8 protein-coding genes and 1 other RNA gene are annotated in these 12,801 nt (G+C 56.9%); 6 read left to right on the forward strand and 3 right to left on the reverse strand.

Annotation, left to right across the window (positions count from 1 at the left end; all coding sequences use genetic code 11):
• Positions 1–127: 127 nt before the first annotated feature.
• Positions 128–1,243 carry an AI-2E family transporter YdiK gene (ydiK, locus tag H2Z33_RS21520; RefSeq protein WP_015570721.1) on the forward strand — a complete coding sequence of 372 codons (1,116 nt, stop codon included), beginning with the start codon at positions 128–130 and terminating at the stop codon, positions 1,241–1,243.
• A gap of 208 nt (positions 1,244–1,451) precedes the next feature.
• An RNA gene (gene rprA / locus H2Z33_RS21525) (antisense sRNA RprA) lies at positions 1,452–1,559 on the forward strand.
• Positions 1,560–1,564: 5 nt separating this feature from the next.
• On the opposite strand, the gene H2Z33_RS21530 is transcribed toward rprA, so the two are convergent.
• The 3 genes from H2Z33_RS21530 to ppsA form a co-directional block, all read right to left on the reverse strand.
• Positions 1,565–3,940: a glycoside hydrolase family 3 N-terminal domain-containing protein gene (locus H2Z33_RS21530; protein WP_062937676.1), complete on the reverse strand. Its 2,376-nt coding sequence runs from the start codon at positions 3,938–3,940 to the stop codon at positions 1,565–1,567.
• Between the two features lie 3 nt (positions 3,941–3,943).
• Positions 3,944–5,344, reverse strand: a complete 1,401-nt coding sequence (locus H2Z33_RS21535) for an MFS transporter (RefSeq protein WP_032648070.1) — start codon at positions 5,342–5,344, stop codon at positions 3,944–3,946.
• A 234-nt stretch (positions 5,345–5,578) separates the two neighbouring features.
• On the reverse strand, positions 5,579–7,957 hold the full coding sequence (gene ppsA / locus H2Z33_RS21540) for a phosphoenolpyruvate synthase (RefSeq protein WP_045338439.1): 2,379 nt from the start codon (positions 7,955–7,957) through the stop codon (positions 5,579–5,581).
• 335 nt (positions 7,958–8,292) lie between these two features.
• On the opposite strand from ppsA, the gene ppsR reads away from it, so the two are divergent.
• From ppsR to H2Z33_RS21560, 4 genes are all read left to right on the forward strand, one after another.
• Entirely contained in the window at positions 8,293–9,126 is an 834-nt protein-coding gene (gene ppsR, locus H2Z33_RS21545) for a posphoenolpyruvate synthetase regulatory kinase/phosphorylase PpsR (RefSeq protein WP_017384644.1), read from the forward strand.
• Between the two features lie 150 nt (positions 9,127–9,276).
• Positions 9,277–10,323 (forward strand): 3-deoxy-7-phosphoheptulonate synthase AroH, encoded by a 1,047-nt coding sequence (gene aroH, locus H2Z33_RS21550; RefSeq protein WP_015570722.1) that lies wholly within the window; start codon positions 9,277–9,279, stop codon positions 10,321–10,323.
• A gap of 209 nt (positions 10,324–10,532) precedes the next feature.
• Entirely contained in the window at positions 10,533–10,721 is a 189-nt protein-coding gene (gene hemP, locus H2Z33_RS21555; protein ID WP_015570723.1) for a hemin uptake protein HemP, read from the forward strand.
• A 76-nt stretch (positions 10,722–10,797) separates the two neighbouring features.
• Entirely contained in the window at positions 10,798–12,780 is a 1,983-nt protein-coding gene (locus H2Z33_RS21560) for a TonB-dependent hemoglobin/transferrin/lactoferrin family receptor (protein WP_063136089.1), read from the forward strand.
• Positions 12,781–12,801: the final 21 nt, after the last annotated feature.

A 12,801-nucleotide genomic window follows, 5' to 3' on the forward strand; every position in this document is an offset into this window, starting at 1 on the left:
TTATGTGCTTCGTAGAATTACGGGCAAAATCCGCCTGTCAAAAATCGCTGAAATCACTAATGATTAGAGAGATGCGGTTTATATTCCCATCAGCCTTGCTGGTGTTCATTTAAGGAAAGTTTCGTTTATGGTCAATCTTCGTCAGCCCAGGGATGTCGCGCAGATACTGCTGTCGGTGCTGTTCTTAGCCATTATGATTATTGCGTGTCTGTGGATTGTTCGTCCTTTCGTGCTCGGATTTGCCTGGGCCGCGACCGTCGTCGTCGCAACCTGGCCTTTACTCTTACGTTTGCAGAAACTGCTGTTTGGTCGCCGCGGCCTGGCCGTGCTGGTGATGACGCTGCTGTTGTTCCTGCTGTTTATTATTCCCATTGCACTGCTGGTTAACAGCCTGGTTGACAGTAGCGGCCCGGTTATTCGCGCGGTCACCAGCGGTGATATGACGCTGCCGGATCTCGCGTGGCTGAACAGCATTCCTGTTGTGGGCGCAAAACTGTACAGCGGCTGGCACAGCCTGCTGGAGATGGGCGGTAGCGCGCTGATGGCCAAAGTACGTCCGTACATCGGCACAACCACCACCTGGTTTGTGGGGCAGGCTGCGCACATTGGTCGCTTCATGATGCACTGTACATTGATGCTGGTCTTCAGCGCCCTGCTGTACTGGCGCGGCGAGCAGGTTGCGCTGGGGGTACGTCATTTCGCCACCCGACTGGCAGGTAAACGCGGCGATGCGGCCGTGCTGCTGGCAGCCCAGGCCGTCCGCGCGGTAGCGCTCGGCGTGGTGGTCACAGCGCTGGTGCAGGCTGTACTTGGCGGAATCGGGCTGGCAATTTCCGGCGTACCTTATGCCACCATTTTCACCGTCGTCATGCTGATGACCTGTCTGGCTCAGCTCGGTCCGCTGCTGGTGCTGGTTCCCTGCATTATCTGGCTTTACTGGACGGGGGACACGACCTGGGGCACGGTGCTACTGGTCTGGAGTTGCGTGGTGGGCACCATGGATAACGTGATCCGTCCCCTCCTCATCCGCATGGGCGCTGACCTGCCGCTGATTCTGATCCTGTCCGGGGTGATCGGGGGGTTAATTGCCTTCGGCATGATTGGCCTGTTCATCGGTCCGGTGCTGCTTGCGGTAACCTGGCGTCTCTTCTCCGCCTGGGTGCATGAAGTGCCGCCGCCGGGAACCGACCCTGACGTCATCTTAAGCGAACTTGAAGAACTGGAAGATAAGAACGCGCAGTAAGAACGTAGGCCGGGTGGCGCTAACGCTTACCCGGCTACACTCTCCACAGCAATACTTAAACGTTGCTAAACTATTTATTCTCTGCACACTGGTCAGACCCGCCTTTTTCTGCCTAAAACCGTCATTCTCTTCAAGAAATCTTTACCTGCCTTTAACTATTGAGACGAATCCGATCGACTCAAAATCCTGGCATGCCTACTATTAAGACACGGTTATAAATCAACACCTTGATTTATAAGCATGGAAATCCCCTGAGTGAAACAACGAATTGCTGTGTGTAGTCTTTGCCCATCTCCCACGATGGGCTTTTTTTTATCCTTTTTACGCCCGTGTAATGTCACAGCGGCTGAGCATACGCCATTCCCCCGCCAGCTCCCGCGTCTCCCCGGTTACCAGCACGTTCACCACCTCGCGTATATCCGCCGAGGACGCGCCAACCTGTAGCTCAAATTCCCCTGGCTCGACAATCCGCTTCCCGTCCCGGCGGGTGAAATTAAACATCTCCACCGGCAGGGTAAAGGTCAGCGTGGCGGTTTCTCCCGGTGAAAGCGTAACGCGCTGGAACGCTTTCAGCTCCTGAAGCGGACGCACCTGCGTAGCGACCTTATCGCGTACGTACACCTGTACCACTTCGCTGCCGCTGCGCTCGCCGGTGTTGGTGATATCGACGCTTAACGCCACCTCTCCGTCGATCGGGACGCGGCTTTCCGTCAGGCGGGCCGCGCCCCAGCGAAACTGCGTCCAGCCGAGACCGTAACCGAACGGGTAAAGTGCGCCGAAATGGAACGCAAACGGCGTGCCGCCGCTTTTCAGCTTGTGGTTATAGTAGTACGGCATCGCCCCGGCGTTTTTCGGCACACTCACTACCAGCCTGCCCTGCGGCTCCGCGCGGCCGGTTAAGACATCGGCAATCGCCCAGCCCCCTTCCTGCCCCGGCGCCCAGGCCATCATCAGCGCGGCCACCTTCTCTTCCAGCCCCTGAAGGTTATAAGGACGCCCACCCGTCATGACGACAATCACTGGCTTACCGGTTGCCACCAGCGCCTCCAGCAGTTGTTGCTGCACGCCCGGCAGATCCAGCGAATCGGTATCCGAACCTTCCCCCACGGTGCCGCTCTGGAATAGCCCGGCGAGGTCGCCCACGCAGGCCACCACCATGTCACTCTCTTTTGCCGCGCTCACGGCGTCGGGGATCAAATCCGTGCGTTGTGAAACCGGCGATTGCTGCATCGGCTTACCGCCGCTGTCGCCCGGGAACACCGGCGCGCCCGCCATCCGTTTTTCGATAATGTGACACCCTTTGGCGTAACGTATCTGTGATGCGCCAAGGTACTGTTCCAGCGCCGCGCGCGGGGTAGTCACCTGCGAGGTCTCTTCAACCATATCGCTGATAATCAGGTGAACCGGGAAGCTGTAGCCGCTCAGTAACGCCAGTGGATCGTCCGCCGTCGGCCCCACTACCGCTATACGGGGTTTTCCGCCGAGGGGCAAAATGCCGTTATTTTCCAGCAGCGTGATCGATTTTGTTGCCACCTCGCGCGCCACCTGCCGGGTCGCCTCATTCTGCAAATCGATACCGTCTTCGTCGGCGTACGGTTTTTCAAACAGCCCGAGACGGAATTTTTCACTTAGCACGCGCGCCACAATCTCATCCACTTTCGCCATTGAGATGAGCCCACGCTCTACCGCTTCCGCCAGATGACGCGCGCAGTCATCCTTCGGCAATTCCACGTCCAGCCCGGCGTTAAACGCCAGAGCCGCCGATTCCGCTGGATCGTGAGAAATCCCGTGGTGCTGGTGCAGCAGGCTGACGCCGCCGTAATCCGCCACGATAATGCCGTCGAAGCCCCACTGTTCACGCAGCACGGTGGTGAGCAGAAAATGGTCGCTGTGCCCTGGCTGATTATCAATGTCGTGATAGGCTGGCATCACCGAACCGGCGTTGGCCAGCTTTACCGCCATCTCAAACGGCAGCAGGAAGGTATCGTTAAGCTCGCTGAAACCGAGATGGACCGGCGCATGATTGCGCGCCCCTTCGCTGAAGGAGTGGCCGACGTAATGTTTCAGGGTCGCCAGCAGATCGCGCTTATCGCCCTGCAACCCCTTCACGTACGCCGTCGCCATCACCCCTACCAGCCACGGATCTTCCCCAAAGGTCTCTTCCGTCCGTCCCCAGCGCACATCGCGCGAGACATCCAGCACCGGGGCCAGCCCCTGCTGGCACCCGACGGATCGGGCCTCTTTGCCAATCTGCTCCGCCGCCCGCTGCACCAGCGCCGGGTCCCAGGTAGAACCGTAGTTCAGCGACGACGGGAACAGCGTTGCATCTTTGCACAGCAGCCCTACCAGACACTCTTCATGAAACAGCGCCGGAATGCCGAGCCGGGTCTCCTCCATCATCATGCGTTGCAGGCGGTTGGCGGCACGCACGCCGGTTTTTGCATCAACAATGTGCGTGCCGAGCGGGCGGGTGATCTGCCCGACGCCCAGCTTCAGCCTTTCGCTGAGGGACGCCTGTTCACTCACGCCGGCGAATTCATCGCTCAGATCGCTGCGTTCGCGGTGGTTGCCGTGTTCATCAAGGATCAGCCAGTACGCGTGCATCTGGGCAAATTTCTCTTCCGGCGTCATACGCGCCAGTAAATCAGCGACACGCTCGTGTACGGAACGTCCCGCGTCCTTGTAGATCGCAGTCATGGTTTACTCCTGTAGTGCGGATTGGGTTGCCGGGCTGAGCTGCCCCGTATCGTTTCGACTATCGCGTTTGCTGGCCAGCTCGCGGGCGATGCTGTCCACCAGTCGGCTGTTAAGTTTGTAGATGGCAAGGAGCGCCACCATGCAGAGGAACAGCGCGCAGGGGATCAGGGTGAACAGGGCATTGATGGTTGCGAGAACGTGAGGCGCCTGGTTTGCCTGACCCGGCGCGTAATCCACCATGCCAAGCACCCAACCGACCACCGCCCCGCCCAGCGCCAGCCCAAACTTGATGGCAAACAGGGCGGTAGAAAAGACCAGCCCGTCAAGGCGGCGGCCGCTACGGTGTTCTTCGTAGTCCACCACATCGGAGAACATGGTCCATTGCAGCGGCGTGGTCAGGTTCTGAATAAAACTAAACACAATATTCAGACCGAATATCAGCCACACCTGTGAAGGCGGAATGAAGAAAATCAGCGCGCCAAAAATAACGAAAGAAATAATGGTCCACTGATAGGCACGCACCCGGTCAAATTTGCCCAGCAGGCGTTCAGATAATAATGCGCCGCTTAAGGAGGCCACCATGCCGGAAACAATAAAGGCAAAAACCAGTTCCGGACGTAACAGAACATAGTTAACGTAATACATGGTCGCAGAGCCACGCGTCACGACGGCGGTTAACAGTAAAATATTAAACAGAAAAACAATTCGCCACTGGCTATTGGCGGCCAGCAGTTTTAAATCCGTCAGCATCGAGCCGGAGGTGTCATTGCGCGGCGAGTAACGCTCCCGGGTCATAAAGAAGCAGCAGAAGAATAAAACAATACCCAGCAGCCCCATCAGGCTCATGGCATAGAAATAGCCTTTTTGCACATTCCCCTGGCCTAATAATGAGACCAGCGGCAGCGCGATGACGGTTACAATCAACCCGCCGATAAACGACAGGCCAAAGCGCCAGGATTGCAGCGAGTGGCGTTCGCGCGGGTCGAGCGTCAGCGCGCCAGGCATGGCACAGTAAGGGACGTTAATCGCGGAATAGATCAGACTCAGGATGGCATAGGTTACGCAGGCATAGACAATTTTTGCCGTCGCCCCGGCATCCGGTACGTAGAAGGTAATCAGGCAGCTCACGCCAAACGGAATGGCAAACCAGAGCAGCCAGGGACGAAAACGACCGTGGCGGGTCTGAGTGCGGTCCACCAGCGCGCCAATGCACGGGTCGACAAACGCATCGACCACGCGCACCACTAAAAACATGGTGCCCATAATGGCCGCAGGCAAACCGAATACGTCCGTATAGAAATAAGCGAGAAATAACGTTGCCGTTTGCCAGACCAGCGCGCTGGCCATATCGCCGAGGCCATAACCTATTTTATCTTTGGTACGTAATACAGAGGAGATTGTCATTGTTATTTGCCTTTTTATCAGGTTAAAACGTATTTCAACCAGTCGCGCATCATCCCGACGGATGTACGCGGTAAGGCTCAAGTATTAGCAACGCCCTGCCCGCTAACAATTGTCTAAATTAACAGATAAATTATGATATTTGGTTTTTTGCTTTATTTGTGATGGTGAGCATATTCGCAGGAAAATAAAAAAGGCGAGGACAGATATCCTCGCCTTTTTCAGGTTGTGCAGGTTTTACTTGTTCAGCTCTGCCAGGCTCAGCCAGGTCTGCACCACGGTGTCCGGGTTCAGGGAGAGGCTATCAATCCCCTCATCCATCAGCCAGGCCGCAAAGTCTTCATGGTCAGAAGGACCCTGCCCGCAAATCCCGACATATTTACCCTGTTTCTTCGCCGCGCGGATGGCCATGGAGAGCAGCGCTTTCACCGCCTCGTTACGCTCATCGAACAGCTCAGAGACGACGCCGGAGTCGCGGTCCAGGCCGAGCGCCAGCTGCGTCATGTCATTCGAGCCAATGGAGAAGCCGTCGAAGTGCTCCAGGAACTGCTCGGCCAGCAGGGCGTTGGACGGAATTTCACACATCATGATGATCTTCAGCCCGTTCTCGCCGCGCTTCAGCCCCTGACGCGCCAGCTCATCCACCACCGCTTTCGCCTGATCCACGGTACGGACGAACGGGATCATGATTTCCACGTTGGTCAGCCCCATGTCGTTGCGCACGCGTTTTACCGCCTCGCACTCCAGCGCGAAGCAGTCGCGGAAGCTTTCCGACACGTAGCGCCCGGCGCCGCGGAAGCCCAGCATCGGGTTCTCTTCTTCCGGCTCGTAGCGTTCGCCGCCCACCAGGTTGGCGTATTCGTTGGACTTAAAGTCCGACAGACGCACGATCACGCGTTTCGGGTAGAAGGCCGCGCCGAGCGTGGCGATCCCTTCCGTCAGACGACCCACATAGAACTCTCTCGGCGAGTCGTAACCCTTCATCATCTCGCGGATTTCGTTTTGCAGTTTTGCGTCCTGGTCGTTGAACTCCAGCAGCGCACGCGGGTGCACCCCGATCATACGGTTAATAATAAATTCCAGACGCGCCAGGCCCACGCCTTCGTTCGGCAGGCAGGCGAAGTCAAACGCGCGGTCCGGGTTGCCGACGTTCATCATGATCTTCAGCGGCAGGTCCGGCATGGTATCCACGCTGGAGCTTTTCACGCTGAAGTCGAGGATATCGGCATACACGTAACCGGTATCGCCTTCAGCGCAGGAGACCGTCACCTTCTGGTCGTCCTTCATGCGTTCGGTGGCGTCACCGCAGCCGACTACCGCTGGGATCCCCAGCTCACGGGCGATAATAGCCGCGTGACAGGTACGGCCGCCGCGGTTGGTGACGATGGCAGCCGCTTTTTTCATGATCGGTTCCCAGTCCGGGTCGGTCATATCGGTCACCAGCACGTCGCCAGGCTGAATGCGGTTCATCTCGCTGATGTCGTGGATCACTTTCACCGGACCGGCACCGATGCGGTGACCAATTGCGCGGCCTTCCGCGACAATTTTGCCCTGCGCGTGCAGGGTGTAGCGCTCCATGACCTGACCACGTGAACGGACGGTTTCCGGACGCGCCTGCACGATAAACAGCTTGCCGGTGTGTCCGTCTTTCGCCCACTCGATGTCCATTGGACGGCCATAGTGTTTTTCAATCTGCACCGCCTGCTTCGCCAGCTCTTCCACTTCGGCGTCGGTCAGTGAGAAGCGATCCCGCTGCTCCTGCGGCACATCTTCAATGGTGACCTGTTTGCCATGCTCTTGCGTCGGAGCATAGATCATGCGAATTTTTTTCGAACCCATGGTGCGACGTACCACTGCCGGACGGTTAGCCGCCAGCGTAGGCTTGTGCACGTAGAATTCGTCAGGGTTCACCGCCCCCTGCACCACCATCTCGCCCAGACCCCACGCGGAGGTGATAAACACCACCTGGTCGAAGCCGGATTCAGTGTCGATAGAGAACATCACGCCGGAAGAGCCTACGTCCGAGCGCACCATGCGCTGCACGCCGGCGGAAAGCGCGACGCCGCGATGGTCGTAGCCCTGGTGCACGCGATAGGAGATGGCGCGGTCATTAAACAGGGAAGCAAACACGTGCTTCACCGCCACCAGCACCGCATCGTAACCCTGAACGTTCAGGAAGGTTTCCTGCTGTCCGGCGAACGAGGCATCGGGCATATCTTCTGCGGTTGCAGAAGAACGCACGGCAAAGGAGGCCTGCGCATCGTCAGCGGAGAGCTGGTTGTAGGCGTCGTGAATGGCTTTTTCCAGTTCCGGCTGGAAAGGTGTGTCGATAATCCACTGGCGGATTTGCGCGCCGGCTTTGGCAAGCTCGGTGACATCATCAATATCCGTTTTATCCAGCAGGTCGTAAATGCGCTGGTTTACACCGCTCTGGTCTAAAAACAGGTTAAACGCATCGGCGGTTGTGGCAAACCCGTTAGGTACGGAGACACCCATACCGGACAGATTTGTAATCATTTCACCCAGGGAGGCATTTTTGCCCCCAACTCTGTCTACATCATTCATGCCGAGTTGGTTATACCAAAGCACCAGCGGTGACGAGCCATTGTTGGACATCGAAACAATCCTTTTGTGATATTTGATCGGAGTAAGAAACACCTGACTACGTATTTATACTGGCATATTTATTTCCGCTAAAAAAACGGTGAATCGTGTAAGCAATTTAAATTTTCAACTTTTCGGACAGTTTCCCGGCACTCGCTAACCCGATGATTCCTATAGATTCCGGCAAAAACCATAGAAATAAAGCCGCTATTCGAAAAATGAAATCCACTTTTCAGGAAAATCAAAAACACCATTTCATTTTAAATTCAGATAAGTTCTTTGCTGTGAAATTAACTTTTTTAATTTATGCTTTCAGGCAATTACGTACGCTATTCAGGGTGGATAAAATGGATAATGCTGTCGATCGCCACGTTTTTTATATTTCTGATGGGACGGCGATTACCGCCGAGGTGCTGGGACACGCGGTGATGTCGCAGTTTCCGGTATCGATAAATAGCATCACGTTGCCGTTCGTGGAAAATGAGAGCCGGGCCAAAGCGGTCAAGGACCAGATCGACGCCATTTACCAGCAGACCGGCGTTCGTCCGCTGGTGTTCTATTCCATTGTGATCCCTGAGATCCGCAACATCATTTTGCAAAGCGAGGGCTTCTGTCAGGACATCGTGCAGGCGCTGGTTGCTCCCTTGCAAAGCGAGCTGAAGCTCGACCCGACGCCGATCGCCCACCGTACCCACGGGTTGAACCCCGGCAACCTGACCAAATACGATGCACGTATTGCCGCCATTGACTACACCCTGGCGCACGACGACGGGATCTCCCTGCGCAATCTCGACCAGGCGCAGGTGATTTTGCTCGGCGTGTCGCGCTGCGGAAAAACCCCCACCAGCCTTTACCTGGCCATGCAGTTTGGCATTCGCGCCGCCAACTACCCCTTTATTGCCGATGATATGGATAACCTGGTGCTGCCCGCCGCGCTCAAGCCGCTCCAGCATAAGCTGTTTGGGCTGACCATCAACCCGGAACGACTGGCAGCGATCCGCGAAGAACGTCGCGAGAACAGCCGCTACGCCTCGATGCGCCAGTGCCGAATGGAAGTCTCCGAAGTCGAAGCGCTGTACCGGAAAAATCAAATTCCCTGGCTGAACAGTACCAACTATTCAGTAGAAGAAATTGCCACCAAAATCCTCGATATCATGGGGCTGAATCGCCGCATGTACTAATATGCTAGTACATTATTCCGGTTTCAGTTATTATTACGCCATCCTCGGGGCGACGTGCCCCGAACTTGAAATCAGCAGGGATTGGTTTAAGGTGATGCCCATCACTTCCCGGTAGTCTGCCGATGAAGCAAAAAATTTCTGAGACATTCCATGAATAAAACCGACGAACTGCGCACCGCGCGCATTGATAGCCTGGTCACACCGGCTGAACTGGCCCGGCTGCATCCCGTTTCCGCCGAGGTGGCGGACCATGTGACGGCCTCCCGTCGCCGCATCGAAAAAATTCTCAATGGTGAAGACAAACGTCTTCTGGTGGTGATTGGCCCCTGCTCCATCCACGACCTCGACGCGGCAATGGATTATGCACAACGCCTTCAGACGCTGCGCGGCACGTATCAGGATCGCCTGGAGATCGTGATGCGTACCTACTTTGAAAAGCCGCGTACCGTCGTGGGCTGGAAAGGATTGATTTCCGATCCCGATCTGAACGGTAGCTACCGGGTGAATCACGGTATTACGCTGGCGCGCAAGCTGCTGTTACAGGTTAACGAGCTGGGCGTGCCAACTGCCACCGAATTTCTGGATATGGTGACCGGACAGTTTATTGCCGACCTCATTAGCTGGGGCGCGATTGGCGCACGTACCACCGAAAGCCAGATCCACCGTGAAATGGCGTCGGCGCTTTCCTGCCCGGTGGGCTTCAAAAACGGAACGGACGGCAATACCCGAATTGCCGTAGATGCCATCCGCGCGTCACGCGCCAGCCATATGTTCCTCTCCCCGGATAAAAACGGCCAGATGACCATCTACCAGACCAGCGGCAACCCGTTCGGACATATCATAATGCGTGGCGGTAAAAAACCGAATTACCATGCAGAAGATATTGCCGCCGCCTGCGAAACGCTGGCGGAATTTGACCTGCCGGAGCATCTGGTGGTGGATTTCAGCCACGGCAACTGTCAGAAACAGCACCGCCGCCAGCTGGACGTCTGCGAGGAAGTTTGCCAGCAGATCCGCAGCGGCTCGACCGCCATTGCAGGAATTATGGCGGAGAGTTTTATCAAAGAAGGCACGCAGAAGATAGTCGCCGGACAGCAAATGGTCTACGGCCAGTCAATCACCGACCCGTGCCTGAGCTGGGAAGACAGCGAGCTGCTGCTGGAGAAGCTGGCTTCAGCCGTGGACACGCGCTTTTAAAATCCTGCCGGGTGACGCTGCGCTTACCCGGCCTACGGTACGTGCCCTTCTCCCTCTCCCCGTGGGAGAGGGTCGGGGTGAGGGCATCAGACCGCACCTCTCCCCCAAATTTGATCCCGTCACACAATTTTCACAAAAACGCTTGCCGTGAATTTGCAGTTTATTGATAATGATTATCATTGTTACATTGATTGTTATTTATAAACATTATGTCACCTACCGATAACAGCGCGGCAACGCCAACAAAAACACACACAGCGCCGTCCCCTGCTCCCACCGATCGCCGAATCGACAGCAAAAGCCTGTTGGGTGAGGAGGGACGGGTCATTATCGAGCATGACGGCCAGCACTACCTGCTGCGCCAGACCAATGCCGGAAAACTGATCCTGACTAAATAAACCAGACAACACATTCGCCAGCCACCCAGGTGATCCCCAGGCAGCCAGCGCTTTTCAATTCTTATGGAGAGTTGCTATGCCACACCTGCAATCCGCGTCTTTACGCCCGTCTCTTCTGGCGCTGGCGATTGTCAGCACCCTGCCGGGCGTTACGTTTGCCGCCGCAGACGAGATCACCGTCACCGCCACCGGCAATGCCCGCAGCGCCTTTGAAGCCCCCATGATGGTGAGCGTGATTGACGCCACCGCGCCGGAAAACCAGACCGCCAGCTCCGCCGCCGACCTGCTGCGCAAGGTGCCCGGTCTGACGCTGGACGGCACCGGGCGCACCAACGGTCAGGACGTTAACCTCCGGGGCTATGACCGCCGTGGCGTGCTGATACTGGTGGATGGCGTGCGCCAGGGCACTGATACCGGACACCTGAACAGCACGTTCCTCGATCCGGCGCTGATCAAACGTATTGAAGTAGTACGTGGTCCTTCCGCCTTGCTGTACGGCAGCGGCGCGCTGGGCGGCGTAATTTCGTATGACACCGTCGACGCCAGCGATCTGCTGGATGCAGGTAAAAACAGCGGCTATCGCGTATTTGCTACCGGTGCAACGGGCGATCATAGCATCGGGATGGGCGCCAGCGCCTATGGCCGCACCGATACCCTGGACGGTCTGGTCTCCTGGTCCAGCCGCGATCGCGGCGACATTCGCCAGAGTGACGGCGCGAGGGCGCCAAACGACGAATCCATCAACAATATGCTGGCGAAAGGCAGCTGGAAAATCGATCCGGCGCAGACGCTGAGTGGCTCCCTGCGCTACTACAACAACGACGCGCAGGAGCCGAAAAATCCGCAGACCACGGATGCCAGCAGCAGTAACCCGATGACCGATCGTTCCACCATTCAGCGCGATGCCCAGCTTGGCTACCGCATTGCGCCAGCCGGAAACGACTGGCTGAACGCCGATGCGAAAATTTACTGGTCCGAAGCGCGGATCAACGCCCAGAACATCGACGCCAGCGGCGAGTTCCGTAAGCAGACTACCAAAGGCGGCAAAGTGGAAAACCGCACCCGCCTGTTCAGCGGCTCCTTCGCCTCGCACCTGCTGACCTACGGCGGGGAATACTATCGTCAGGAGCAACACCCTGGCGGCGCGACCACCGGCTTCCCGGACGCGAAAATCGACTTCAGCTCCGGCTGGTTGCAGGATGAGATCACTCTGCGCGACCTGCCGGTAACGCTTCTCGGCGGGACGCGTTACGACAACTACCGCGGCAGCAGCGACGGTTACGACGACGTGGATGCGGATAAGTGGTCATCACGCGCCGGGTTAACCGTGAGTCCAGCCGACTGGCTGATGCTGTTCGGCTCTTACGCCCAGGCCTTCCGCGCGCCAACGATGGGCGAGATGTATAACGACTCGAAGCACTTCTCTATCGGCAGCTTCTACACCAACTACTGGGTGCCGAACCCGAACCTGCGTCCGGAAACTAACGAAACCCAGGAGTTCGGTTTTGGGCTACGTTTTGACGATCTGCTGCTCGCCAACGACGCGCTGGAGTTCAAAGCCAGCTACTTCGACACCAAAGCGAAAGATTACATCTCCACTACCGTCGATTTTGCGGCGGCCACCACCATGTCCTATAACGTACCAAATGCCAAAATCTGGGGCTGGGACATGATGGCGACCTACGCGACCAGTCTGTTCAACCTGGACGTGGCCTACAACCGCACACGCGGGAAAGATACCGACACGGGCGAATACATCTCCAGCATCAACCCGGACACCGTCACCAGCAAGCTGGATATCCCCGTGGCGCAAAGCGGCTTCTCCGTGGGCTGGATCGGCACCTTCGTCGAACGTTCAACGCACATCAGCAGCAGCTACAGCGAGCAGCCTGGCTACGCAGTGAATGATTTCTACGTCAGCTATAAAGGTCAGCAGCAGTTCAAAGGCATCACCACCACCCTCGTGCTGGGGAACGCCTTCGACAAAGCCTACTGGTCACCACAAGGCATCCCGCAGGATGGCCGCAACGGCAAGATCTTCGTCAGTTATCAATGGTAATTCCCTTCGGGGCAACGATTC

The sequence above is a fragment of the Enterobacter sp. YSU genome (genome assembly GCF_016082135.1).
GTDB classification, from domain to species: domain Bacteria; phylum Pseudomonadota; class Gammaproteobacteria; order Enterobacterales; family Enterobacteriaceae; genus Enterobacter; species Enterobacter hormaechei_C.

Bases quoted from the DNA above. Each gene is read 5' to 3' on its own strand.
- aroH (WP_015570722.1), top strand. From the start codon at position 9,277: ATGAATAAAACCGACGAACTGCGCACCGCGCGCATTGATAGCCTGGTC.
- ppsA (WP_045338439.1), bottom strand. From the start codon at position 7,957: ATGTCCAACAATGGCTCGTCACCGCTGGTGCTTTGGTATAACCAACTC.
- H2Z33_RS21530 (WP_062937676.1), bottom strand. From the start codon at position 3,940: ATGACTGCGATCTACAAGGACGCGGGACGTTCCGTACACGAGCGTGTC.
- ppsR (WP_017384644.1), top strand. From the start codon at position 8,293: ATGGATAATGCTGTCGATCGCCACGTTTTTTATATTTCTGATGGGACG.
- hemP (WP_015570723.1), top strand. From the start codon at position 10,533: ATGTCACCTACCGATAACAGCGCGGCAACGCCAACAAAAACACACACA.
- H2Z33_RS21535 (WP_032648070.1), bottom strand. From the start codon at position 5,344: ATGACAATCTCCTCTGTATTACGTACCAAAGATAAAATAGGTTATGGC.
- ydiK (WP_015570721.1), top strand. From the start codon at position 128: ATGGTCAATCTTCGTCAGCCCAGGGATGTCGCGCAGATACTGCTGTCG.
- H2Z33_RS21560 (WP_063136089.1), top strand. From the start codon at position 10,798: ATGCCACACCTGCAATCCGCGTCTTTACGCCCGTCTCTTCTGGCGCTG.